Source organism: Actinomadura opuntiae, assembly GCF_030283205.1.
Classification (GTDB): domain Bacteria; phylum Actinomycetota; class Actinomycetes; order Streptosporangiales; family Streptosporangiaceae; genus Spirillospora.
This window is the reverse complement of sequence record NZ_JASNWF010000008.1, coordinates 192,700-215,715: the sequence shown is the minus strand read 5'-3', so window position 1 is coordinate 215,715 and position 23,016 is coordinate 192,700. Positions and strand designations below refer to the sequence as shown.

The 23,016-nt window shown below is 73.2% G+C and carries 22 protein-coding genes; 10 read left to right on the top strand and 12 right to left on the bottom strand.

Annotation, left to right across the window (positions count from 1 at the left end):
- Positions 1-20 precede the first annotated feature (20 nt).
- The 3 genes from QP089_RS19195 to QP089_RS19185 are packed head-to-tail and all read right to left on the bottom strand — an operon-like array spanning position 21 to position 2,972.
- Positions 21-806: an enoyl-CoA hydratase/isomerase family protein gene (locus tag QP089_RS19195; protein ID WP_285913034.1), complete on the bottom strand. Its 786-nt coding sequence runs from the start codon at positions 804-806 to the stop codon at positions 21-23.
- Positions 803-1,933 carry an acyl-CoA dehydrogenase family protein gene (locus QP089_RS19190; RefSeq protein WP_285913033.1) on the bottom strand — a complete coding sequence of 377 codons (1,131 nt, stop codon included), beginning with the start codon at positions 1,931-1,933 and terminating at the stop codon, positions 803-805. Before QP089_RS19190 ends, QP089_RS19195 begins: the two co-directional genes overlap by 4 nt.
- A complete protein-coding gene (locus QP089_RS19185; protein ID WP_285913032.1) occupies positions 1,920-2,972 on the bottom strand; it encodes an acyl-CoA dehydrogenase family protein in 1,053 nt (350 codons plus the stop codon). The genes QP089_RS19190 and QP089_RS19185 overlap by 14 nt, the downstream gene beginning before the upstream one ends.
- Before the next feature lie 206 nt (positions 2,973-3,178).
- On the opposite strand from QP089_RS19185, the gene QP089_RS19180 reads away from it, so the two are divergent.
- Positions 3,179-4,774, top strand: a complete 1,596-nt coding sequence (locus QP089_RS19180; RefSeq protein ID WP_285913031.1) for a FadD3 family acyl-CoA ligase — start codon at positions 3,179-3,181, stop codon at positions 4,772-4,774.
- A gap of 62 nt (positions 4,775-4,836) precedes the next feature.
- On the top strand, positions 4,837-6,000 hold the full coding sequence (locus QP089_RS19175) for an acyl-CoA dehydrogenase family protein (RefSeq protein ID WP_285913030.1): 1,164 nt from the start codon (positions 4,837-4,839) through the stop codon (positions 5,998-6,000).
- Positions 6,001-6,101: 101 nt separating this feature from the next.
- Here the strand turns inward: QP089_RS19175 and QP089_RS19170 are convergent, their stop codons facing one another.
- Complete coding sequence (locus QP089_RS19170; protein WP_285913029.1) at positions 6,102-7,253, bottom strand: thiolase family protein; 1,152 nt, start codon at positions 7,251-7,253, stop codon at positions 6,102-6,104.
- Entirely contained in the window at positions 7,246-7,683 is a 438-nt protein-coding gene (locus tag QP089_RS19165; protein ID WP_285913028.1) for a Zn-ribbon domain-containing OB-fold protein, read from the bottom strand. The genes QP089_RS19170 and QP089_RS19165 overlap by 8 nt, the downstream gene beginning before the upstream one ends.
- 200 nt (positions 7,684-7,883) lie before the next feature.
- Between QP089_RS19165 and QP089_RS19160 the strand changes: the two genes are divergently transcribed.
- The gene (locus QP089_RS19160; RefSeq protein ID WP_285913027.1) at positions 7,884-8,549 is read left to right on the top strand and encodes a TetR/AcrR family transcriptional regulator; all 666 of its coding nucleotides are present in this window, start codon (positions 7,884-7,886) and stop codon (positions 8,547-8,549) included.
- A 28-nt stretch (positions 8,550-8,577) separates the two neighbouring features.
- On the opposite strand, the gene QP089_RS19155 is transcribed toward QP089_RS19160, so the two are convergent.
- Together QP089_RS19155 and QP089_RS19150 are read right to left on the bottom strand one after the other, a co-directional pair.
- The gene (locus tag QP089_RS19155) at positions 8,578-9,807 is read right to left on the bottom strand and encodes an acetyl-CoA C-acetyltransferase (RefSeq protein ID WP_285913026.1); all 1,230 of its coding nucleotides are present in this window, start codon (positions 9,805-9,807) and stop codon (positions 8,578-8,580) included.
- Positions 9,808-9,841: 34 nt separating this feature from the next.
- The gene (locus QP089_RS19150) at positions 9,842-11,062 is read right to left on the bottom strand and encodes a CaiB/BaiF CoA transferase family protein (protein WP_285913025.1); all 1,221 of its coding nucleotides are present in this window, start codon (positions 11,060-11,062) and stop codon (positions 9,842-9,844) included.
- Between the two features lie 155 nt (positions 11,063-11,217).
- Between QP089_RS19150 and QP089_RS19145 the strand changes: the two genes are divergently transcribed.
- The 6 genes from QP089_RS19145 to QP089_RS19120 are packed head-to-tail and all read left to right on the top strand — an operon-like array spanning position 11,218 to position 16,984.
- Positions 11,218-12,075, top strand: coding sequence for an enoyl-CoA hydratase/isomerase family protein (locus QP089_RS19145; protein ID WP_285913024.1), 858 nt, complete (start codon positions 11,218-11,220; stop codon positions 12,073-12,075).
- A gap of 2 nt (positions 12,076-12,077) precedes the next feature.
- Complete coding sequence (locus QP089_RS19140; RefSeq protein ID WP_285913258.1) at positions 12,078-12,842, top strand: SDR family NAD(P)-dependent oxidoreductase; 765 nt, start codon at positions 12,078-12,080, stop codon at positions 12,840-12,842.
- 27 nt (positions 12,843-12,869) lie between these two features.
- Positions 12,870-14,063, top strand: a complete 1,194-nt coding sequence (locus QP089_RS19135; protein ID WP_285913023.1) for an acyl-CoA dehydrogenase family protein — start codon at positions 12,870-12,872, stop codon at positions 14,061-14,063.
- 10 nt (positions 14,064-14,073) lie between these two features.
- Positions 14,074-15,708 carry an AMP-binding protein gene (locus QP089_RS19130; protein WP_285913022.1) on the top strand — a complete coding sequence of 545 codons (1,635 nt, stop codon included), beginning with the start codon at positions 14,074-14,076 and terminating at the stop codon, positions 15,706-15,708.
- Between the two features lie 11 nt (positions 15,709-15,719).
- A complete protein-coding gene (locus tag QP089_RS19125) occupies positions 15,720-16,109 on the top strand; it encodes a DUF427 domain-containing protein (RefSeq protein WP_285913021.1) in 390 nt (129 codons plus the stop codon).
- A 5-nt stretch (positions 16,110-16,114) separates the two neighbouring features.
- Positions 16,115-16,984, top strand: a complete 870-nt coding sequence (locus QP089_RS19120) for an acyl-CoA thioesterase (protein ID WP_285913020.1) — start codon at positions 16,115-16,117, stop codon at positions 16,982-16,984.
- 14 nt (positions 16,985-16,998) lie between these two features.
- On the opposite strand, the gene QP089_RS19115 is transcribed toward QP089_RS19120, so the two are convergent.
- From QP089_RS19115 to QP089_RS19095, 5 genes are all read right to left on the bottom strand, one after another.
- A complete protein-coding gene (locus tag QP089_RS19115) occupies positions 16,999-17,793 on the bottom strand; it encodes an enoyl-CoA hydratase (protein ID WP_285913019.1) in 795 nt (264 codons plus the stop codon).
- Positions 17,794-17,845: 52 nt separating this feature from the next.
- A complete protein-coding gene (locus QP089_RS19110; protein ID WP_285913018.1) occupies positions 17,846-18,700 on the bottom strand; it encodes an NAD(P)-dependent oxidoreductase in 855 nt (284 codons plus the stop codon).
- A 63-nt stretch (positions 18,701-18,763) separates the two neighbouring features.
- Positions 18,764-19,912: an acyl-CoA dehydrogenase family protein gene (locus QP089_RS19105; RefSeq protein WP_285913017.1), complete on the bottom strand. Its 1,149-nt coding sequence runs from the start codon at positions 19,910-19,912 to the stop codon at positions 18,764-18,766.
- Positions 19,909-20,787, bottom strand: a complete 879-nt coding sequence (locus QP089_RS19100) for an acyl-CoA dehydrogenase family protein (RefSeq protein WP_285913016.1) — start codon at positions 20,785-20,787, stop codon at positions 19,909-19,911. Before QP089_RS19100 ends, QP089_RS19105 begins: the two co-directional genes overlap by 4 nt.
- Positions 20,788-20,904: 117 nt before the next feature.
- A complete protein-coding gene (locus QP089_RS19095; protein WP_285913015.1) occupies positions 20,905-22,236 on the bottom strand; it encodes an AMP-binding protein in 1,332 nt (443 codons plus the stop codon).
- A gap of 66 nt (positions 22,237-22,302) precedes the next feature.
- Between QP089_RS19095 and QP089_RS19090 the strand changes: the two genes are divergently transcribed.
- The gene (locus QP089_RS19090; protein ID WP_285913014.1) at positions 22,303-22,986 is read left to right on the top strand and encodes a TetR/AcrR family transcriptional regulator; all 684 of its coding nucleotides are present in this window, start codon (positions 22,303-22,305) and stop codon (positions 22,984-22,986) included.
- Positions 22,987-23,016: the final 30 nt, after the last annotated feature.

The following is a 23,016-nucleotide window of genomic DNA, read 5'->3' as shown; positions in this document are numbered from 1 at the left end:
GCGGACCAGGACGTACGGCCCTACTTCTTCTGCTTGGCCAGCTGCCTGTCCAGGGTCGCCCGCAGTTCCGGCGACAGGAACGACCGGTCCTCCGCGGCGATCGCGAAGTCGAGCGTGGCGAGGACGGCGCGCTCCAGGTGCAGGTTGAGGACGCGCTTGGTGTCCTCCATCGTCCGGCGGGGCAGGGCCGCGAGCCGGCGCGCGCAGGCCATCGCGGACTCCAGCACCTCGCCGTCGGCGCAGACGTGGTTCGCCAGCCCGATCTCGGCGGCGCGGCGGGCGCTGATCCGGTCGCCGGTGAGCGCGTACTCCTTGGCCAGTTGCAGGCTGGTCAGCAGCGGCCAGGTGACCGGGCCGCCGTCCGCCGCCACGAGCCCGACCATGACGTGCGGGTCGGCGAGGTGGGCGCTTTCCGCGATGAACACGATGTCGGAGAGCGCGACGAGGCTGCATCCCAGCCCGACGGCCGGCCCGTTGACCGCGGCGACGATCGGCAGCCGGCACTGCACCATCCCGGTGACGATGCGGCGCGCGTCCACGAGGGTCTGCCGCCGCAGGCCGTCGTCCTTGGTCAGCTCGTCGAGATAGGAGAAGTCGCCGCCCGCCGAGAACGCGCGGCCCGCGCCGGTCAGCACCACCGCGCGGGCCTCGTCGTCGGCGTCGAGCCGGGGGAACAGCGCGCCGAGGCCCTCGTGCAGCACGTGGTTCGTCGCGTTCAGCGACTCGGGACGGTTGAGCGTCACGATCCTGATCGGCCCGTCCGCGGTGACCTCGATCTCCGGGGGCATCCCGTACGCGCCGCTCACGCGACCGGGAGCCCGAGGATCCGGGTCGCCACCAGGTTGCGCTGCACCTGCGACGTCCCGCCCATGATGCTCTGCGCCCGGCTGTACAGGTACGTCTTCAGCCACGTGTCCTCCTCGATGCCGCCGGTCAGGTTGCTGATGCCGAGCGCGGCGTGCCCGACGGCCTGTTCGACCCGTGTCATCAGCAGCTTGTCCACCGATCCCTCGGGCCCGTGCGAGGTGCCGTCCAGCCGGTCGGAGAGCCGCCGGCACACGTGCAGCCGCAGCATCTCGGCCTCGACGACCGCCCACGCCACGTCCCGGACGTTCTCCTCGGTGAACCGGCCGGGCTCGGAGCGCAGCACGCCGACCAGCTCGTTGACCGCCTTGCTGTAGCGCGCGACGTAGCCGAGCTCGCCGGGTTCCCGCTCGTGGCCGACCACCGTCATGGCCAGCCGCCAGCCCTCGCCGGGCGCGCCGATCATGTCGGACGCCCGCGCGATCGCCCCGTCGAAGAGCACCTCGCCGAACTCGCGGGTCACCCCGTTGATCATCTTCAGTGGGCGCTGCTCGATGGCGGCCTGGTCCATCCGGACCGCGAACGCCGACAGGCCCTTGTGCTTGGGGACGTCCGGGTCGGTGCGGGCCAGCACCAGGCACCAGTCGGCCTCGTCGGAGTAGCTCGTCCAGACCTTGTGGCCGGTGACGGCGTACTCGTCGCCGTCGCGGACCGCTCGGGTGCGCAGCGAGGCCAGGTCCGACCCGGCGTCCGGCTCGCTGAACCCCTGGCACCAGCGCTCCCGGCCGCTGACCAGGCCGGGCAGGAAGCGGCGCCGCACGTCCTCGCTCCCGTGCCGCATCATGCCCTGCACCAGGTAGCCGAGGCTCGGACGCGGCGGCGCTCCGGCCTGGGCCAGCTCGTCGTCGAGGATCGCCTCGTACACGCTCGGCAGCCCGTGGCCGCCGACCTCCTCGGGCCACGACAGCCCGAAGAACCCGGCGTCGTACAGGGCCCGGTGCCAGGGCGCCTGGCCGTCCCAGTACTCGTCCGCCGTGGACGAGTGGGGGAGCCCGGGGTTGTGCTCGGCGAGCCAGGCCCGCAGCCGCGCGCGGAACGCGGCCTCCTCCGGGGAGTCAGCGAAGTCCATCGTGCAGGCCTCCGATCTTGCGGTGCGCGACGACGCGGGCCAGGTTCACGCCCGCGTCGCCGAGCACCCGGGTGGACAGCAGCGCCCGCCGCAGGTGGACGTGCGCGAGGCACTCCCAGGTCATGCCGATGCCGCCGTGCACCTGGATCGCGGTCTCGCACACCTCGCGCGCGGCGCGGGCGCAGTACGCCTTGGCGACGGCCGCGGCGGCGAGCGCCTCCCCGGCCGGGAGGGTGTCGGCCGCCCAGGCCGCGTGCCGGGTGACGCTGCCGGAGCCCTCCATCGAGACGAACGCGTCCGCCAGCATGTGCTGGACGCTCTGGAAGGTGCCGATGGCCACGCCGTACTGGTGCCGGACGCCGGCGTACCCGCGTGCAAGGTCGATCGCGCCGCGCATCGTCCCGACGAGGTCGGCGCAGGTGAGCGCGAGGGCGAACGCCGACCAGGCCTCGACGTCCTCGGCGGTGAGCGGTCCGCGGGTCGTGCCGGGCGGCCGTTCGGCCGCCGCGTCCTCGACCACTGCCGCGGGACGGGTGAGGTCGCGTCCCGGCGACGCGTCGCGCACCGGGACGCGGGCCAGGTCGTAGCCGTGGCCGGTCCGGACGAGCGCGAGGGCGGCCGTGGCGCCGCGGGCGTCGATCGCGACGCCGGAGCAGTGCGCCTGCCCGTCCTCGATGACGACCAGTCCGGACAGGTCGGGCCGCAGCAGGACGGTTTCGAGCGTCGCGGCGGGGTCGGTGCCCGCGCGGCGCCGCAGTTCGGCGGCCAGTGTGGGCCCGAGGAAGGACGCGTCGGCCGGTCCGCGGCCGAGCTCCTCGGCCACGATCGCGGTCTCGACGGCCGAGGCCAGCGGACGGGCCGGCGCATCGGGGTCCGGGACGCGCAGCTCGCGCCAGCCGGAGCCGGTCAGCGCCGCCTCCAGCCGGGCGGTGCGGGCGGCGTCGTCCAGGTCGGCGACGGAGCCGGGCGCGTGGTCGTCGACGAGCCGGGCGGCCGCCTCGCGCAGCGCCCGCTGCTCGGCGGACAGGCGGACGTCCATCAGCGCTCACTCCGCGGCGCGGTGCGAGCCGCGACGGCGGCGGCCGGGGGACGGTCGGACTCAGTGATCATGTGGCGGCGACCTCGGGGGAGGCGCGCCCGGCCCGCGGGTGTGCCGCGCGGGCCGCCGGCGCGGATGCGGAGGAGCTCTTCTCTGCCCTCGATAAAAGTCTATACTGACGTCGATGTCAATCACGGAGGCCTGACATGAGCGACGACGACCCCGGGCCGGACCGGCCGAGCATCGCGGCGATGGCCGCGGCCGCGGCGGAGCGCTTCCCCGACCGGACCGCCGTCGTGGACGGCGCCGCCCGCGTCTCCTACGCGCGGCTCCACGAGGAGGCTCGCCGCTTCGGGGCCGCGCTGGTCGCGAGCGGCGTCGGACCGGGCGACCGCGTCGGCATCTGGGCGTTCAACAGCCGCGAATGGATCGTCGCGCTGCTGGGCCTGCACCAGGCGGGCGCCGTCCTCGTCCCGGTCAACACCCGGTTCAAGGGGCGGGAGGCCACCGGCATCCTGCGCCGCGCCGAGGCGAAGGTGCTGGTGACGGTGACGGACTTCCTCGGCACCGACTACGTGGAGATGCTCGCCGGCGCGGGCGTCCCCCTGCCCGACCTGCGGACCGTCGTCATCGCGCGCGGCGGCCCGTCCGGGACCGGCGTGCCGTGGGACGACTTCCTCGCGTGCGCGACCGGTGACGGCCTCGCCGAGGTCGACCGGCGCAGCGCGGCCCTCGGCCCGGACGACACCTCCGACATCCTCTTCACGTCCGGCACGACCGGGACGCCCAAGGGCGTGGTCATGACCCACGGCCGGACAATGCGCGTGGCGAACGACTGGGTCGCGATGACCGGGCTCGGCGAGGGCGACCGCTACGTGATGGTCAACCCCTACTTCCACATGTTCGGCTTCAAGGCCGGCATCCTCGCCTGCCTGGCGGCCGGCGCCACCATGTACCCGCAGGCTGTTCTGGACGTCGACGCGGTGCTGGCGCTGGTGGCCGAGGAACGGGCGACCGTCCTGCCGGGCGCCCCGACGCTGTACCACGCCATCCTCGAGCACCCCGGCCGCGACCGGTACGACCTGTCGAGCCTGCGCGTCGCGGTGACCGGCGCGGCGGACATCCCGGTCGAGCTGATCCGGCGGATCCGCGACGAGCTGCCGTTCTCGGTCGTCGTCGCCGGATACGGCCTGACCGAGGCGGGGACGGCCAGCTCCACCGGGCCCGGCGACGACCCGGAGACCATCGCCACGACCGTCGGCCGCGCCCGTCCCGGCTTCGAGATCCGCGTCGTGGACGGCACCGGCGAGGACGCCGCGCGAGGCGAGGTCGGCGAGATCGTGCTGCGCGGGCCGTCCGTCATGGCCGGGTACCTGGACGACCCGGACGCGACGGCGGAGGTGCTGTCCCCCGACGGCTGGCTGCGCACCGGTGACCTGGGGCGTTTCGACGAGCGCGGCTGCCTGCGCATCGCCGGGCGCTCCAAGGACATGTTCATCGTCGGCGGGTTCAACGCCTATCCGGCCGAGATCGAGGCCATGCTCCTGGAGCACCCGGGCGTCCGGGAGGCGGCGGTCGTCGGCGTCCCCGACGCGCGGCTCGGCCAGGTGGGCATGGCGTTCGTCGTGCCACGCGCGCCCGCGCCGTCCGCGGACGAGGTGATCGCCTGGTGCCGCGAGCGGATGGCCAACTACAAGGTGCCGCGCTTCGTCGAGCTGATCGGGGAACTGCCGCTCACCGCGAGCGGGAAGGTGCTCAAGACCGCCCTGCAGGAGCGCGCCGCCGCCCGCGCGGCGACCTGACGCGTCTCGGCATATTACCGACTCCGACGTCGAAACTAATGCCCATGGAAGGTGGCTGACCGGTGGCCGACACCCACGACGACGACCTCGAGCCGATGCTGGAGGCCGTCCGCGACTTCATCCGCAGGGACGTGATCCCGCGCGAGGCGGAGATCGACGAGAAGGACGAGGTGCCCGCCGAGCTGCGCGAGACCGCGAAGCGGATGGGCCTGTTCGGGTTCACCATCCCCGAGGAGTACGGCGGCCTCGGCCTCGGCGTCGTCGACCAGTGCCGGCTGCTGATCGAGGTCGGCTACACCACCCCGGCGCTGCGCTCCATGTTCAGCACGAACGTGGGCATCGCCGGACAGGTGATCATGGACGCCGGGACGGCGGAGCAGAAGCGGCACTGGCTGCCCCGGCTCGCCTCGGGGGAGGCGGTCGCCTCGTTCGCGCTCACCGAGCCGGACGCCGGGTCCGACCCGGCCGACCTGCGGACCAGCGCGGTCCGCGACGGCGACCAATGGGTGCTCGACGGCGTCAAGCGCTACATCACCAACGCTCCGATCGCCGACGTGTTCATGGTCTTCGCCCGGACCGACCCGGACGCCAGGTCGTCGCGGGGCATCGCCGTGTTCATCGTCCCGGCGGACACCCCCGGACTGACCGTCGGGCCGCGCGACCACAAGATGGGCCAGTTCGGGGCCTGGACCGCCGACGTGAACCTCGACGGCGTGCGCGTCCCGTCCGATGCCGTGGTCGGCGGCGAGGCGGCCGCCGGCAGCGGGTTCCGGACCGCGATGCGCTGCCTGTCCAACGGGCGCCTGCTGCTCGCCGCCGCCTGCGTGGGGATGTGCCGGCGGCTGGTCGACGAGTCGGTCCGGTTCGCCTCCGACCGCAAGCAGGGCGGGAAGCCGATCGCGTCGCACCAGCTCGTCCAGGCGATGATCGCGGACTCGGTGACCGACACCATGGCGGCCCGCGCGCTCGTCCTGGACGCCGCGCGCGCCTACGCCGACGGCTCCGACCGCCGAACCGGACCGGCCGCCGCGAAGTACTTCTGCAGCGAGGCCGTCGGGCGCGTGGCCGACCGCGCCGTCCAGGTGCACGGCGGCGCCGGGTACATGCGGTCGGTCCCGGTCGAGCGGTTCTACCGGGACGCGCGGCTCTTCCGCATCTACGAGGGGACGAGCCAGATCCAGCAGGTCATCATCGCCCGCCAGACGCTCGGCGCGGCGGCGGGCTGAGAGCGGCGGAGCGGTCCGGAGCGCGCACCCGGGCCGCTCCGCTTCCGCGCGGGCGCTCCGCTTTCGCGCGGCCGCTCCGCTTTCGCGCGGGCGGCGTCCCGTCAGGTGGACAGGATGGAGACCGCGGCGACGCCGGGCGCCCCGTACAGCTGGGCGAGGCCGACCCGCGGTTCGCCGGCGACCTGCCGCTCGCCCGCCCGGCCGCGCATCTGGAGCACCAGCTCCCGCACCTGCCGCAGGCCGGAGGCGCCGACCGGCTCGCCGTTGGCGATCAGCCCGCCGTCGGTGTTGACCGGCAGCCGGCCGCCCGGCGCCGTGGCCCCGGACGCGACGAGGTCGTTCTGCTCGCCGTCCGCGCACAGCCCGACCTCGGCCATGTGGATCACCTCGGCGCCCGCGTCGGTGTCCTGGAGCTGGGCGATCCCGACGTCCTCCGGGCCGACGCCCGCCGCCTCGAACGCGGCCTGCGCGGCGTCCACGGTCGGCGCCGGGACGTGGTCGGCGGCCACGGACGCGGACGGCGTGTGCACCTCGAACGCGCCGAACCGCCGCGTGCGGGTGACGACGCTGCGCAGGTAGACCGGCTTGTCGGTGTACCGGTGCGCGACGTCCGCGCTGCACACGACGAGCGCCGCCGCGCCTTCGTTCGGGCTGCAGAACATGTACTGGGTCAGCGGGTAGTTGACCATCCGCGACCCGAGGATCTCCTCCGGGGTCAGCGGCTTGCGCCGGTGCGCGTGCGGGTTGAGCTCGCCGTTGCGGTAGTTCTTCGCGGCCACGGCGGCGAGCGTCTCGTGGGTGATGCCGTGGTCGTGCATGTAGCGGTTGATCTTCATGCCGAAGAACTTGGTGGTGAGGAACAGCCCCATCTCGCCGTACCAGGACGGGCAGCCGTACTCCTGCGGGTCGGCGGTGAACGCGCCGGACTCGTGCTTGTCCATGCCGAGGACGAGGCCGATCTCGTGCTCGCCCAGCCGGATCGTCTGGCTCGCCAAGGCCAGCGCGCTGCCGGCCGTCGCGCAGCCGTTGTAGACGTTGGTGAACTGCACGCCGGTCAGGCCCAGCTCGGCGACGACGGCGTCCGGCTGGTCGACCTCGTAGCTTCCGCCGACGGCGAACCGCACGTCCGACCAGCCCAGCCCCGCGTCGGCCAGCGCGTCCCGGGCCGCCTCGGCGCCCATGGCCAGGGCCGGCTTGCCGGGGAAGCGGCCGAACCGGTGGATCCCCACTCCGATGATCGCGACGTCAGGCATGCTCGGCCCCTTCCGGGCTGAAGGCGAACGTGATGATCTCCCGGCCGTCCTCGCCGGTGCGGAACGGCATGGTGACCAGCCGCACCGGCATGCCGAACTCCAGGTCGTCCTGCGCGCACCCGGTGATGAGGCTCTCCACCCGCAGCTGGCCGGGCAGCTCGACCACGCCGACCAGCCAGGGCTCGAACGGGTCGGTCCCGGCGAACTCGCCGCGGAACGGCGCCTTCGGCGGGAAGCCCTGGGACGTCCACGTCCACAGCGTCCCCTCGCGGTTCAGCAGGGCGCGCTCCACGGCGGCGGCACCGCACCGCGCGCAGCCGGCGCGGAGCGGGAACACGTGCGTCCCGCACTCGGCGCACCTGCCGCCGATCAGGCGGGGTTCGTCGTCGGGCCAGGTGAACAGGTCGTCGGCGATGGGGACCGCTGCCATCTCATCTCCCTTGCGTCCCCGCCCGCCGGGGGCGGGGATACCGTGACGAATCATTTTATACTGACGTCGAAGTCAAATAAAGGGACGAGGTCGGCGCCGAGTCCGGCGCGGCGGTCGGACGCGGGTCAGGCGGGCGGGGACGTTGGTAGTCTCGACGTCAAGGTGTTTCCGACGTCGAATTCATCCGTAGGGAGAGCAGCATGGATCCCGAGCCCCGCTCGGCGAAGGGCCGCCGGACGCGGGCGCGCCTGGTCGCGGCCGGCAAGACCGTGTTCGAACGCGACGGCTTCCTCCAGGCGCGGATCACCGACATCGCCACCGAGGCCAACGTGTCGCACGGGTCGTTCTACCACTACTTCGACTCCAAGGAGTCCCTCTTCCGGGAGATCGCCGAGGAGGTCGAGGTGCGCCTGGTGTCGATGGACGACATCGCCCAGGACCTGGCCGACGACGCCGGTCCGATCGAGCGCATCCGCGCGGCCAACAAGGCCTACCTGACCGCCTACCGCAAGGAGGCCCGCATCATGCGGGTCATCGAGGAGGTCAGCCGCTACGACGAGGACGTCCGCCGGGTGCGCTCCAAGCGCGACGACTACCTCGCGGCCCGGCTGGAGTCCGCGATCAAACGGCTGCAGGCGGAGGGGCTGGCCGACGAGCGCGTCGACGAGCGGTACGCGGCCACCGCGCTCGGCGGCATGGTCGCCAAGTTCGCCGAGATGATGTTCATCGGCGGCGCCCGGTTCGCGATGAACGAGGCGGTGGAGCAGCTCACGCTGCTGTGGGCCAACGCGCTCGGCCTGAGCCCGGACGCCGGCGGCAAGGCGCGCGCCAGGGGCGCAGAGGCCGCGAGGGCCGCGAAGGCCTGACCGTTCCGCCCGTGGCGAGGGCACGCGCTCAGCCGCGCACCCGCTCGAACACCGCGGCGATGCCCTGCCCGCCGCCGATGCACAGGGTCTCCAGGCCGTAGCGCGCGTCCCGCCGCTCCATCTCGCGCAGCAGCGTCGCCACGATCCGCGCCCCGGTGGCGCCGACCGGGTGCCCCAGCGAGATGCCGGAGCCGTTGACGTTGAGCCGCTCGAAGTCGTCCGGGACCAGTCCCCATTCCCGCGTCACCGCCAGCGCCTGCGCCGCGAACGCCTCGTTCAGCTCGATGAGGTCGATGTCGGCCAGCGCGAGCCCGGCGGCGTCCAGGGCCTTCCGCGTCGCCGGCACCGGCCCGATGCCCATCAGGTGGGGCGGGACCCCGGCGATCGCGGTCGACACCACGCGGGCCAGCGGGCGCAGGCCGTGCTCGGCGGCGAACTCGGGCGTCGTCACCAGGCAGGCTGCGGCACCGTCGTTCTGCCCGCTGGCGTTGCCGGCCGTGACCGTGGCCTCGGCGTCGTCCTTCGCCATCACCGGGCGGAGCGCGGCCAGCTTCTCCAGGGAGATGTCGCGGCGCGGGTGCTCGTCGGCGTCGACCACCACCTCGCCCTTGCGGGTGCGCACCGTCACCGGGACGATCTCCTCCGCGAACGCGCCCCGGTCCTGGGCGTCCAGCGCCCGGCGGTGCGAGGCGTAGGACAGCTCGTCCTGCTCCTCGCGGCCGATCTTGTACTCGCGGCGCAGGTTCTCGGCCGTCTCCAGCATGCCGCCCGGGACGGGGTGGTGCCTGCCGCCGGCGGTCGTGCGGCCGCGCGTCAGCGTGTCGGTCAGCGTGATGTCCCCGGCGCGCGATCCCCAGCGCGCGGTCAGCGAGTAGTGCGGGGCCTGCGACATGTTCTCCGCGCCGCCCGCGATGATCGCCTGCGCGGCGCCGGAGCGCACCATCGCCGCCGCGTACACCACGGCCTGGAGGCCGGATCCGCAGCGCCGGTCGATCTGCACGCCCGGCACCGTGGTCGGCAGGCCCGCGTCCAGGGCGACGACCCGCCCGATCGCGGGCGCCTCGGCGGTGCCGTAGCAGTGGCCGAACACCACGTCGTCGATGAGCGCGCCGTCCAGCCCGCCGCCGTCCGGCCCCGTGCCGCCGAGCAGCGCCTTGACGACGGTCACGCCCAGATCCTGGACGGGGACCGTGCGCAGCGCACCGCCGAACCGGCCGATCGGGGTCCGCAGCGGCCGGCAGATCACAGCCTCGTTCATGTCTCTCCTGACTGTTCGTGAGCCGGCCGCGGGTTCAGACCGCGCCGGCCTTGCGGAGCCCGTCCTGCGCGTCGGAGTCGAAGCCCAGGTCGGTGAGGATCGCGGTGGTGTGCTCGCCGAGGGCGGGGACGCCGTCCAGCGGCGTGGTCCACGCGGCGGTGACGATCGGCGGCAGCAGCGAGGCCAGCGGTCCCACCGGCGACCCGACCTCCTGCCACCGGTCGCGCGAGGTGAGTTGCGGGTGGTCGACGACCTCGGTGACCCGGTGGAACTCGGCGTTGCCGATGCCGGCCGCGTCGGCGCGCGCGCAGATCTCGGCGAGGAGGAGGGTGGACGTCCAGGCGGCGACGGCCTCGTCCAGCCTGGCGCGCTGCCCGCACCGCTGCGGGGTGGTGGCCAGGGACGGGTCGTCGGCGAGGTCGGGACGCTCGATGAGGTCGCGGGCGAGACGCTGCCATTCGGCGTCGTTCGTGGTGCCGAGCACGACCGTGCGCCCGTCCTTGGTCGGGTAGGCGTTGTAGGGGGCGACGATCGGCGAGGACATCCCGATCGGCGCCCGCTCCTCGCCGGTGTAGCGGGCGTACAGCAGCGCGAATCCGAGGAAGTCGGTCGCCGTGTCGAACATGCTCACGTGCAGGGCGGCGCCGGTACCGCTGCGGGCGCGTGCGAGCAGTGCGGCCATGATTCCGGACGCGGCCTGCATCGCCGTCCCGATATCGGCGATCGGGATGCCGGGCTTGGCGGGCGCGTCGGCCTGCCCGGTCGCGGCGCACGACCCGCTCTCGGCCTGGACGAGCAGGTCGTAAGCGCGGCGGTGGTCGAGCGGGCCGCCGGTGCCGTAACCGGAGATGTCCACGGCCACCATTGACGGGTACCGCTCGACCAGCGTCGCCGCGTCCAGCCCGAGGCGGCGGGCCGAGCCGGGCGCGAGGTTCTGCACGACGACGTCGGCGCGGTCGAGCAGCCGGTCGAGGACCGGGCGGGCCTCGGGCCGCTTGCAGTCCAGCGCCAGCGACCGCTTGTTGCGGTTGAGCCAGACGAAGTAGGTCGCCATGCCGTCGGCCGCGTCGTCGAACCAGCGGGTGAGGTCACCGGCGCGCGGATGCTCGACCTTGATCACCTCGGCGCCGAGGTCGGCCAGCATCCGCGTGCAGTAGGGCGCCGACACCGCCTGCTCGAAGCTCACCACGACGGTGCCGGCGAGGGGCGGCGCGGGGGCGGGCGCCGGGTCGGGGCTGCCTGGCCGGTCGGGCATCGGGCTCCTCCGGGGACGTGCGGCGCCGGCGCGGGCCGGCCGGCTACGGACGAAGTCTAACTTCGACGTCAATATTGATCGACAGCGGCCGGCGCGCGGACCACCCGGGGCGCGGCCATTGACCTGGCGATCGGCTCATTATAATTTCGACGTCTATGTCAAGTAATGCGGACGGGGCCGTGGCGACGGGCACCGCGCACCTGCGCGCCGCGCGGGCCGGCGGGGTGCTGACCCTCACGCTCGACCGCCCGGAGGCCCGCAACGCGTTCTCGCGGGAGATGCTCGACGGCCTGGCCGCGATGCTCGACCTCGCCGCGACCGCGGACGACGTCCGGGCGGTGGTCCTCGCCGGGGCCGGCGGCACGTTCTGCGCCGGCGGCGACCTCGCCAAGCTCGCGGCGGGGGAGAGCATCTTCGGCCCGGCGGACGCCCCGGACGTGCGGCTGGCCGCCCAGAAGGGACTCCAGCGCGCGACCGTCGTCCGGCTCCGCGAGCTGGACAAGCCGTCCGTGGCGCTGATCGAGGGTGCGGCCGTCGGCGCGGGGCTCGGCCTCGCCCTCGCCTGCGACCTGCGCTACGCGGCCGCGTCCGCGACGCTGCGCACCGGATTCGGCAGGCTCGGGCTCGCGGGCGACTTCGGCTGCACGTGGGCGCTGAACCGGCTGGTCGGCCCCTCCCGGGCGCTGGAGCTGCTGTACCTGTCCCCGCCGCTGAGCGCCGCGCGCGCCTGCGAACTCGGCCTGGTCACCGAGGTCGTCCCCGACGACGAGCTGCACGGCCACGTCGACAAGGTGGCCCGACGCCTCGCCGCCGTCTCCCCGGACGCCGTCACGGCGATGAAATGCCATGTGGCCCGCGCCCATGACCACGACCTCGCCGACTGCGCGGACGCCGAGGCCGAGTGGCACGTCCGGCTCCTGGAGTCCGGCGCCCACCGCGACGCGGTCCGCGCAATCGGGCGGGCCCGCGGCGTGCCCGCCTCCACCGCCCCCGAGAACACAGGAGCCAAGTGACCATGACGAACCTCGACGGCCGCGTCGCGCTGGTGACGGGCGCCGCCCGCGGCATCGGAGCGGAGATCGCGCGGACCTACGCCCGCGCCGGAGCCCGGGTCGGCGTCCTGGACCTCGAGGAGGACCTGACCCGCGAGACCGTGGCCTCGATCGAGAAGGAGGGCGGACGTGCCCTCGGCATCGGCGCGGACGTCACCGACGCCGGGCAGGTCGAGCGGGCGGTGGAGCGGGTCGTCGAGGAGTTCGGCGGCCTCGACATCGTGGTCAACAACGCTGGAGTCACCCGTGACAACCTGCTGTTCAAGATGACCGAGGACGACTGGGACACCGTGGTGAACGTCCACATGCGCGGCGTGTTCCTGGTGACGCGCGCCGCGCAGAAGATCATGGTCGAGCGCCGGTACGGGCGGGTCATCAACATCTCCTCGACCTCGGCGCTGGGCAACCGCGGCCAGGCGAACTACTCGGCGGCGAAGGCGGGCATCCAGGGCTTCACCCGCACGACCGCGATCGAGCTCGGTCCGTTCGGCATCACGGTCAACTCGATCGGCCCCGGCTACGTCGACACGGAGATGACCCGGGCGACGGCGGAGCGCCTCGGCGTCCCGGCCGACCAGCGGCTGGCCGAGGTGGCCGCCACGCTGCCGGTGCGGCGCACCGGCAAGCCCGCCGACATCGCCAACGCCGCCCTGTTCCTGGCCGCCGAGGAGTCGGGGTTCGTGACCGGGCAGGTGCTCTATGTCGACGGCGGACGCTCGGTGCGCTGACGCAGGAAACCGATCGAGGAGCTTTCGATGAGCCAGGACACCGCGCCGGACGGCGCCACCGCCGACGAGGCGCTCACCGACGAGGAACTGCGCGCGGCCGTGCGGGACGTGGCCGGGCGGTTCGACGACGCCTACTGGGCCGAGGCCGACCAGGAGTCCCGGTTCCCCTGGGAGTTCTACAACGCGTTCGCGGAGGCGGGCTGGCTCGGCATCGCGATCCCGCGCGAGTACGGCGGCGCGGGCATGGGGATCTCGGCGGCGTCGTCCATGATGTACGAGATCGCCGCGTCCGGGGCGGGCATGAACGGCTGCAGCCCGTTCCACCTCACGATCTTCGGGCTCAACCTGGTGGCCCGGCACGGCGGCGACCGGCTGTGCCGCGAGCTGCTCCCCGCGGCGGCCACCGGCGACCTGCACGTCTGCTTCGCCATCACCGAGCCCGACGCCGGCTCCGACACCAGCCGGATCCGCACCTTCGCCCGCCGGGACGGCTCCGACTACGTGATCAACGGGCGGAAGGTCTGGATCACCAAGGCGGCGCAGTCGCAGAAGGCGGTGCTGCTGGCCCGCACGAGCGAGCCGCGCGAGGGGAAGCGCCCGACGGACGGGCTGTCGATGTTCGTGGTCGACCTGACCGGCGGCGGCGTCGAGATGCGCGCGATCCCGAAGCTCGGCCGCAACGCGGTCTCCTCCTACGAGCTGTTCATCGACGACTTCCGCGTCCCGGCGTCGGCGCTGGTGGGGGAGGAGGGACGCGGGTTCACCTACCTGCTCGACGGCATCAACCCCGAGCGGATCCTGCTCGCACACGAGTCGCTGGGCATCGGCCGTGCGGCGCTGCGCCGGGCCGTCCGGTACGCGGGGGAGCGCGTGGTCTTCAACCGCCCGATCGGCCAGAACCAGGGGATCGCGTTCCCGCTCGCCGAGGCGTCGATGCGGCTGGACGCGGCGGAGCTGGCCGCGCGGCACGCCGCCGCCCGCTACGACGCGGGGCAGCCGTGCGGCAAGGAGGCGAACACGGCGAAGTACCTGTGCGCGGACGCCGCCTTCGCCGCCGCCGACGCGGCCGTCCAGACGCACGGCGGGTTCGGTTATGCGCGCGAGTACCACGTCGAGCGCTACTTCCGGGAGTCCCGGCTGATGCGCATCGCCCCGGTCAGCCAGGAGATGGTGCTGAACTACATCAGCGAGCACGTCCTCGGCCTGCCGAAGTCGTACTGAGGACGGAACAATGACCCGAAGCTCCGCTCCCGACGGCTGGGGCGTCCGAACGGTTCCGGCCGAACTCGCCGGGCGCTACCGCGACGAGGGCAGGTGGACCGGGGAGTCTCTCGGCTCGACGGTGGCCGCCGGGCTCGACCGCGCCCCGCACCTGCCGTTCCATGTCCGCTCCCGGGTGCGTCCCTACACCGGCACCTTCGCCGACGTGGACCGGGCCGCGCGCTCGCTCGCCCGAGCTTTCAGAGACCGCGGCGTCGGCCCCGGCTCGGTGGTCATGCTCCAGCTGCCGAACTGGGTCGAGGCGGCCATCACCTTCTGGGCCGCCGCCTACGCCGGCGCGATCGTCGTCCCGGTGGTGCACTTCTACGGCCCCAAGGAGGTCGGTCACATCCTGGGCGACACCCGTCCCGCGGTGATCGTCACGCCCGACCGCTTCGGCCGCACCGACCACCTCCGCCAGTACGAGGAGCTGCCGGCGTCGCGCGGCGGCGAACCGCTGTGGCTCGTGGTGAGCGATCGTCCGGAACGGGAACTGCCGAGGACCGCCGTCCCCTTCCACCGGATGCTGGACGCCGACCCGCTCCCGGAGCCGGTGCCCGTCGACCCCGCGTCCCCGGCGATCGTGGGCTTCACCTCCGGGACGACGCTCAAGCCCAAGGGCGTGGTGCACAGCCACCAGACGATCGGCTGGGAGGCGCGGCAGGCCGACCACTTCTACGGCAGGGGCGGGCCACCGCAGGTGGTGGGCACCCCGGTCGGCCACTTCATGGGCATGATCAACGCGTTCCTGCTGCCGCTGCTGCGTGCGGAGCCCGTGCACCTGATCGACGTCTGGGACCCGGCCGAGGTGCTGGCGCTGATGCGCGAGCAGGGCGTCGGCATCGCCGGCGGGCCGCCCTACTTCCTGACCAGCCTGCTCGACCACCCGGACTTCACGCCCGAACACCTGGCCCTGATCCCGTACATGGGCCTCGGCGGCGCGACGGTGCCGGAGGCGTTCACCGAGCGCGCCACCCGCGAGGGCATCGCGGTGTACCGGTCGTACGGCAGCACGGAGCATCCGTCGGTCACCGCGAGCCTGCTGGACGACGCTCCGGGCAAGCGCCTGCGCACCGACGGCCGGGCGCTGCCGGGCGCCGAGTTCCGGCTGGACGACGACGGCGAGATCCTCACCCGCGGCGCCGACTGCTGCATCGGCTACACCGACCCCGAACTCACCGCCCGCGCGTTCGACGCCGACGGCTGGTACCGCACCGGCGACATGGGCGAGGTGGACGGCGACGGCTATCTCACCATCACCGACCGGGTCGCCGACGTCATCATCCGGGGCGGCGAGAACATCAGCGCGCAGGAGATCGAGGCGCTGCTGCTGAGGATGGAGCAGGTCGCCGAGGTCAGCGTGGTGGCCGAACCCGACGAGCGGCTGGGCGAGCACGCCTGCGCCGTCGTCCGCCCGCGCGAGGGGACGCCCCCGGTAACGCTGGACGACGTGCGGGCGCATCTCGCCGCGTCCGGGCTCGCCCGGCAGAAGTGGCCGGAGTCGGTGCGTCTCGTCGCGGACTTCCCGCGCACCGCCACCGGCAAGGTCCAGAAGTTCCGTCTGCGCGAACAGGTCCGCGACGGCACGCTGCGGGCCACGCCCTGAGGAGGTAGGCGTTGGAACCATCGGGTTACATCGACCGCCCGGACTACCGGGTGGACGTACGCCGCAAGCACAACCTCGTCCGCGTGACGCACGAGGGCGTGACTCTGGCCGAGACCACCGCGGCTCTCGTCGTCGACGAGCAGGACCACGGGCTCGTCCTCTACATACCGCGAGCGGACGTGCGGACCGAGCACCTCGCACCCTCCGACCGGACGTCGCGGTGCCCGTTCAAGGGACGGGCGAAGTACTGGCGGCTGCACGACGACGCCGACCCCATCGCCTGGGAGTATCCGGAGCCGTACACCGAGGTCGCCCTCCTGCGCGACCACATCGCCTTCTACCAGGACCGGGCCGTCGTCCAGCTGGGCGCGGCCGACCCGGTCACCTCCGCCCGAGGGTGAGGACCATGGGGACTCCGGCGGCGGACGCGTGGGACGAAGGCGAGCTGCTCCGGCTGATGGACGTCCGCCCGGCCGGACCCGGGCGGTACACGGCTCCCGCCCACGGGGCCACCGCCCGCAACGTAGTGGAGGCCGGGCAACTGCTGGGCGCGGCCGTCGTCGCGGCGTCGAAGGAGATCCCCGATCAGCGGGTCGCGTCGGCGTCCATGGTGTTCTCGCGAGCCGTCCGCCATGACACGCCGATCGAGGTTGGCCTCGACGTGCCGCACCGGGGCCGGACCTACTCCACCGTCCAGACGCGGGTGACGCAGAACGGCCGGCCCTGCTGCGCCGGACTGATCCTCATGGGAGCCGACGCCGGCGACCTCATCACGCAGACGGCGCCGATGCCCGACGTCTCCCGCCCTGCGCGTTCGTTCGAGCGGCCCGGCATGCAGGTGCGGGGCCGCGAGCTGCGCATCGTCGACGACGCCTACGACGACGACCCGCGACGCGTCGGACCGCCCGAGCTGTTCGCATGGATCCGCTTCGCCGACGCGCCACCCGCCGCGTACCTGCACACCGCCCTGATGACGCAGTCGGTCGCGCACTGGACGATCGCCGCAGCGCTGCGCCCGCACGCCGGCTACAGCGAGGCCATGGCCCACAAGACCATCTCCACCGGCATCTCGAAGGTCACGATCGCCTACCACGAGGACGCCGACGTCACCGAGTGGCTGCTGTACGCCACCCGCGTCGTCTACACGGGCCGTGGAACGACCCAGAGCGAGGGCCGCGTGTACACCGAGGACGAGCGCATGGTCGCCTCGTTCTCCGTGCAGGGGATGATCCGGCGTCCGACCGGCCCGCTCGCGGACCCGTCCACCGCGCTCTGACGGCCGCGCGGCGCTCACTGGCTCTTGAGCTTGTCCTTCATCCCGTCGAGCCGCATGAGGACGGGGAACCCGCCGTCGCTGAGCGCGTTGCCGTGGCCGGTCTGGTGGATGTCGAACACCGACTGGACGGCCGCGTAGAAGCCCTGCACGTCGAGGGTCTGGTTGACCGCGCGCTTGGCCTGCCGCAGCGCGAACGGGTGCATCTGCGCGATCTGCCCGGCCAGCTCCATCGCGGTCGTCTCCAGCTCGTCCAGCGGGACGACCCGGTTGACCATGCCGACCTTCTCGGCCTCGTCCGCGGTGACGGGACGGCCGGTGAACAGGATCTCCTTGGCCTTGCGCGGGCCGAGCTCCCACGTGTGGCCGTGGTACTCCACGCCGCCGATGCCCATGTGCACCACGGGATCGGAGAACTGCGCGTTCTCGGCGGCCACGATCAGGTCGCAGGGCCAGCAGAGCATGAGGCCGCCCGCGATGCACTTGCCCTGCACGGCGGCGATCGACGGCTTGGGGACGTTGCGCCACCGCAGCGTGTACTCCAGGTACCGGCGCGCCTCGACGCCGTAGATGTGCTCCAGCGTGATCTTGTCTGGGGCGGGCCCGCCGCCGCCCTTGAGGTCGTGGCCGGACGAGAAGTGCCTGCCGTTGGCCTTCAGCACGATGACCCGCACCTCGGCGTCGCTGGCGGCGCGGCTCCACGCGGCGTCGAGATCGTCCAGCAGCGCCATGGTCTGCGCGTTGGCGGCCTCGGGCCGGTTCAGCGTGATGACCGCGACGCGGTCCTTCACCTCGTACAGGATCTGGTCCATCGCACTCTCCTCCGAGCGGGCTGACATTCGTTCATGGGACCGGGCGGCCGGGTCATCTGGGGTGGCGCATGAGGGCGAGGGCGGCGTCGGCGGCGTCCAGGACCGCGCCGGCCTCGGCGCCGGCCGCGTCGGCGATGCCCGCGATCAGCCCGACGTCCTTGCGCAGCAGCCCGCCGGCGTAGGCGGCGAGCCGGTCGAGGCTTCCCCCGGTGGGGGCGACCCGGTCCAGGGCGAAGCTGGCGCCGCTGCCGCGGGAGACCACCTCGGCCAGGCCGCCGGGGTCGACGTCCAGCGCCCGGCCGAGCGCCAGCGCGGTCGACGCCGTCGCGAGGTTGGCGGTGAACAGCAGGTTGTTCAGCAGCTTGGCGACCTGCCCGGAGCCGAGCGGCCCCGTGTGGACGATCGGGTCGCCGTAGGAGGCGAACACCGGGCGGCAGCGCTCGACGGTCTCCTCCTCGCCGCCCGCCATCACCAGAAGACGCCCCTCGGCCGCCGCGGGCCCGCCCCCGCTCACCGGCGCGTCGATGAGCGCGACGCCCTGCTTCTCCGCCTCGGCGGCGAGGCGGCGGCAGGTGTCGGGGTGGACGGTGCTGTGCACGGCGATCACCGCGCCGTCCGCGAGTCCCGCCAGCACACCGTCCTCGCCGGAGAGGACCTCCTCGACCCCCGCGTCGTCGACCACGCAGACGCAGACCAGGTCGCTGCCCCGCGCCAACTCGGCGGGGGACGCGGCGACGGCCGCGCCGGTGCCGGCGAACGGCTCCAGCGTCGCGGGACGCCGCGCCCACAGCGTCGTCGGATGCCCGGCGTCGACGATCCGCTGCGCCATGGGGCCGCCCTGGCTGCCCAGCCCGATGAAACCGACGCGCATTGCCGATGGGCCGACGCGCACTGCCGATGGGCTCATGCGCCCTCCTCACTGAGATCCGACCGGGTGCCGCGAGTGGCGCGGCCTTGTGCGGGCCTCCCGTTACCGGGGCAGGCCGAGGATGCGTTCGGCGATGATGTTGCGCTGGATCTCCGACGTGCCGCCCGCGATCGTCCCGCCGAAGCTGCGCGCGTACCGCTCGAACCAGCTCGCGTAGTGGTCGGCGAGGTCCATGTGGTTGAAGGAGGCGGTCAGCGTGGGATGCATCAGGGAATCGGGCCCGTGCTCCTCCAGCGCGTGCAGGGACGCCTCCTGCACCGCCTCGGACCCGAACAGCTTGAGCACCGAGAGCTCGGCCGGGTCCCGGCCGCCGGCGAGCTGGCGGTAGCCGAGCAGCCGGATCGCCTGGAGGTCCATGAGCAGGGTCGCGTACCACTCCTGGGTGCTGGGCGAGTCCTCGATCAGGTAGCTCATCCAGTCGGCGTAGCTCAGCCACAGCAGCGTCCGCTCGTGCCCGAGCGAGCCGTGCGCCACCCCCCAGCCGCCGTGCAGGGGGCCGACGAGGTTCTCGCGGGGGACCCGGACGTCGGTGAAGAACACCTCGTTGAAGTCGTAGTCGTCGGGGGCGGCGATCGACCCGAACGGCCGGCGGACCAGCCCCTCGCTGGCGGTCGGGACGATCAGGACGCTGATGCCCTTGTGCTTGGGCGCATCGGGGTCGGTGCGCACGAACGTCAGCAGGATGTCGGCGTCGTGCGCGCCGGACGTCCACACCTTCTGACCGTTGATCACGAACTCGTCGCCGTCGAGGACGGCGCGGGTGCGCAGCCCGGCCAGGTCGGAGCCGGCGCCCGGCTCGCTCATCCCGAGCGCGGCGGTGATCTCGGCGCGCAGGATCGGGACGGCCCACCGCCGCTTCTGCTCCTCGGTGCCGAACGTCAGCAGCGAGGCGGCGACGATGCCGAGGCCCTGCGGGTTGAAGCTGTGGTAGATCCGCCGCCGGGACAGCTCCTCCAGATGGGCGAGCTGCTGCGGCAGCGTGGCGTCGCGGCCGCCGTACTCCGGCGGGTTTCCCGGCAGCAGCCAGCCCGCGTCGAACAGCGTGCGCTGCCAGCGCCGCGCCCACTCCGGGATGTCGGCGCTGGACTTCGGCCGGACGGCGGCCTCCTCCGCGCTCGGGAGGTTCGCGTCGAGGAACGCGGCGAACTCGGCGCGGAACTCCTCGACCTCGGGGTCGGGGGCGAGCTTCATCGGACGGCACCCTTCCGCGCGTGTTCCTCCAGCAGCGCCCGCCGGTGCACGGACGCACCGCCCAGCAGCAGGTCGCACGCCTTCGCCCGTTTGAGGTAGATCTGCAGGTCGTTCTCCCACGTGTAGCCCATGGCGCCGAAGAGCTGGTACCCGTGCTTGAACACGATCCGCTGGCACTCCCCGGCGGCGGCCTTGGCCATCAGCGCGGCCTCGCGGCGGCGCGCGTCGTCCTCGGCGATGGTCAGCGCCGAGTAGTACGCCAGCGCCCTGGCCCGCTCGATCGCGACGTGCATGTCCGCCGCCTTGTGCTTGACGGCCTGGAACGAGCCGATCGGCACGCCGAACTGCTCGCGCCGCTTCACGTGCGCCAGCGCGAGGTCCAGGATGCGGCGGCACGCGCCGACGGCGGTGACCGCCAGGCCCATCAGGGTCAGGTCGGGGACCCCGGCGGCGAGGCCCGCAGCCTCGACGTGTGCGACGTGCAGGGTCGGGTCGAAGACCGGGACCGGCTCGGCGGCCAGCTCCGCGCCGGCCACGACGGTCACGCCGTCACCGGTGAGCAGCGCGACCTCGTCGGCGCGGTCGGCGTCCAGGACGAAGCGTCCGGTGCCGTCGCACACCCCCGTCCCGGAGCCCGCGGGCAGCCGCCCGGCGAGCGGCGCGAACCAGGTCGTCGTGGCGAGGAAGGGGGTGGGGTCGGCCACGTAGCCGAGCTCCTCCAGGACGATCGCCAGCTCCACCGGCGGCGTCTCCAGCCAGCCCAGCTCCTGGTAGGTCCGCCACAGCTTCTCCTCGGGCTGCGACCGCGACTTCGTCACCGTGTCGCGGACCATCTCCTGCAGCAGCCGCTGGTCCTCGTCGAACTCGAAATCCATGTGCGCCCCTCGCCCTCAGAGCCGTGTCGTGGCGGCCGGCTCCGCGGCCTCGGCCGCCGTTCGCCGGACCGCGCCGCCGTGGTGGGACATCGTCGGGGTGTCGGAGTCGGGTGCCATTCAGACGATCCTCGTTTCGTGGTTCTGCCAGTAGCCCTCCCGGAGCAGGGCCTTGCGCAGCTTGCCGCTCGGGTCCCGTGGGAGGGCGGGCACGAAGTCGACGTCGCGGGGGCACTTGTAGTGGGCCAGGCGGTCCCGGCAGTACGCGAGCAGTTCGTCCTTCAGCTCGTCGCCGCCCTGCCCGTCCGCCGGCTCGACCACCGCCAGCACGCGCTCGCCCATCTCCGGGTCGGGCACCCCGATCACCGCGGCGTCGGCCACGCGGGGATGCATGACGAGGAGGTTCTCGGTCTCCTGCGGGTAGATGTTGACGCCGCCGGACACGATCATGTGGGCGACGCGGTCGGTCAGGTACAGGTAGCCGTCCTCGTCCAGGTGGCCGACGTCGCCGAGCGTGCGGTCGCCGAAGTGGACGACGCCGTCCCTGATGCTGACGTCGTCGCCGGCCTTGCCGACCGAGCCGGGGTGCGCGAGCCATTCCTCCGGGCCGATGGCGACGTGCCCGTACCCCTCGGTGCCCGAGTAGTACTCGTGGATGATCGGGCCGAACCAGTCGAGCATCCGCCGCTTGACCTCCACCGGGCAGGGCGCCGCGCTGTGGAAGACCAGCTCGAGGCTGCTCAGGTCGCGGTCGCGCTGCTCGGCGGGCAGCTTCAGCATGCGGATGAACATCGTCGGGACGAACTGCGCGTGGGTGACCCGGTGGCGTTCGATCAGCTCCAGGCAGCGGGCCGCGTCGAAGCGGTCCATGACGACGAGGGTCGCGCCCAGCCGCAGCAGCGACATGCAGTACACCAGCGGCGCGGCGTGGTAGAGCGGGGCGGGGGACAGGTAGACGCTCCCGGGGCCGAGGCCGTAGCGCTCCAGGCCCATCGCGACGCGGACGCATTCGGCTGTCGGATCGCCCATCGGCCCGGCGGTGAGCTGCTTGCGGATCGCCTTGGGGCGTCCCGTGGTCCCGCCGGAGAACAGCAGCTCGCGTCCCTCGCACTCGCGGGGCCCGCCGCCGACCGGGGTGGCGAGCAGCCGCTCGTAGACCTCGGTGGTGACCAGCAGCGTGCCGTCGGTCATCTCCGCGATCTCCGACGGTCGCAGGTGGGTGTTCACCGGCGTGTAGTACAGGCCCGAGCGCTGGGCCGCCCAGGCGACCTCCAGCAGCGCGGCGCCGTTGGGCATCTGGACGGAGATCCGCTCGCCCGGGTCCAGGTCCAGCGCGGCGGCCAGGTGGCGGGAGCGGGCGTCCAGCTCCGCGTAGGTCACGGTCGTGCCGTCGCTCTCGATGACGGCGGCCGCGTCGGGGCGCCGCCGCGCCTGCCAGCCCAGGTGGTGCATGGCCGAGAGAATAACATTCTCAAGAATCGATAGTAAGAGTCTCGACAGCGGAGTATCGTTCTGCGCGTGACCGAAGTCTCCGATGAGCCGGCGTGGCGCCGGCGGGCCGTCGAGCGCTCCACCCGAGCCGCCAAGCTCCGCGCCGAGCAGCGCGTGCAGCGCTTCCTGGACGCGGCGCAGGGGCTCATCGCCGAGAGGGGGACGACGGACGTCACCGTCCAGGAGGTCGTCGACCGGTCCCAGCAGTCGCTGCGCAGCTTCTACCAGCACTTCGACGGCAAGCACGAGCTGCTGCTGGCGCTGTTCGAGGACGCGCTGGCCCGCGGGGCGCTGGAGATCAGGCACGCCGCCGTGGCCGAGGCCGATCCGCTGCGCCGCCTGCGGGGCGCCGTCGAGCTGCTCTACGAGCAGTCCCGTCCGAAACCGGACGTGCGGCGCCCGCTGTTCAGCGACTTCGCGCAGCAGCTGCTCGTCCGGCACCCCGCCCAGGTGGCGGCCGCGCACCTTCCGCTGCTCGCGGTGTTCACCGAGCTCATCGAGCAGGCCGCCGAGGCCGGCGCGATCCCCGCGGGCCGGCCGCGGCGCCGCGCCTCCCTCGTGATGCAGACGATCATGTTCGCGGCCCAGGGCAACGGCGTCGCCGTCGAGGGGCGCGCCGCGCCCTTCACCTCGCGGGAGGTCTGGGACTTCTGCTTCCACGGCATCTCCGGCGCCGCCGTCGCGTCCCGCGCCCCGAACGCCGCCGACTGAGCGCCGCGGCCGTCGCGGCGTCCGGCCGGA

Coding starts and splice junctions, on each gene's coding strand:
- QP089_RS19190 (WP_285913033.1), bottom strand. CDS start 1,933: ATGGACTTCGCTGACTCCCCGGAGGAGGCCGCGTTCCGCGCGCGGCTG.
- QP089_RS19185 (WP_285913032.1), bottom strand. CDS start 2,972: ATGGACGTCCGCCTGTCCGCCGAGCAGCGGGCGCTGCGCGAGGCGGCC.
- QP089_RS19180 (WP_285913031.1), top strand. CDS start 3,179: ATGAGCGACGACGACCCCGGGCCGGACCGGCCGAGCATCGCGGCGATG.
- QP089_RS19170 (WP_285913029.1), bottom strand. CDS start 7,253: ATGCCTGACGTCGCGATCATCGGAGTGGGGATCCACCGGTTCGGCCGC.
- QP089_RS19165 (WP_285913028.1), bottom strand. CDS start 7,683: ATGGCAGCGGTCCCCATCGCCGACGACCTGTTCACCTGGCCCGACGAC.
- QP089_RS19160 (WP_285913027.1), top strand. CDS start 7,884: ATGGATCCCGAGCCCCGCTCGGCGAAGGGCCGCCGGACGCGGGCGCGC.
- QP089_RS19155 (WP_285913026.1), bottom strand. CDS start 9,807: ATGAACGAGGCTGTGATCTGCCGGCCGCTGCGGACCCCGATCGGCCGG.
- QP089_RS19150 (WP_285913025.1), bottom strand. CDS start 11,062: ATGCCCGACCGGCCAGGCAGCCCCGACCCGGCGCCCGCCCCCGCGCCG.
- QP089_RS19145 (WP_285913024.1), top strand. CDS start 11,218: ATGTCAAGTAATGCGGACGGGGCCGTGGCGACGGGCACCGCGCACCTG.
- QP089_RS19140 (WP_285913258.1), top strand. CDS start 12,078: ATGACGAACCTCGACGGCCGCGTCGCGCTGGTGACGGGCGCCGCCCGC.
- QP089_RS19135 (WP_285913023.1), top strand. CDS start 12,870: ATGAGCCAGGACACCGCGCCGGACGGCGCCACCGCCGACGAGGCGCTC.
- QP089_RS19130 (WP_285913022.1), top strand. CDS start 14,074: ATGACCCGAAGCTCCGCTCCCGACGGCTGGGGCGTCCGAACGGTTCCG.
- QP089_RS19120 (WP_285913020.1), top strand. CDS start 16,115: ATGGGGACTCCGGCGGCGGACGCGTGGGACGAAGGCGAGCTGCTCCGG.
- QP089_RS19115 (WP_285913019.1), bottom strand. CDS start 17,793: ATGGACCAGATCCTGTACGAGGTGAAGGACCGCGTCGCGGTCATCACG.
- QP089_RS19110 (WP_285913018.1), bottom strand. CDS start 18,700: ATGAGCCCATCGGCAGTGCGCGTCGGCCCATCGGCAATGCGCGTCGGT.
- QP089_RS19105 (WP_285913017.1), bottom strand. CDS start 19,912: ATGAAGCTCGCCCCCGACCCCGAGGTCGAGGAGTTCCGCGCCGAGTTC.
- QP089_RS19100 (WP_285913016.1), bottom strand. CDS start 20,787: ATGGATTTCGAGTTCGACGAGGACCAGCGGCTGCTGCAGGAGATGGTC.
- QP089_RS19095 (WP_285913015.1), bottom strand. CDS start 22,236: ATGCACCACCTGGGCTGGCAGGCGCGGCGGCGCCCCGACGCGGCCGCC.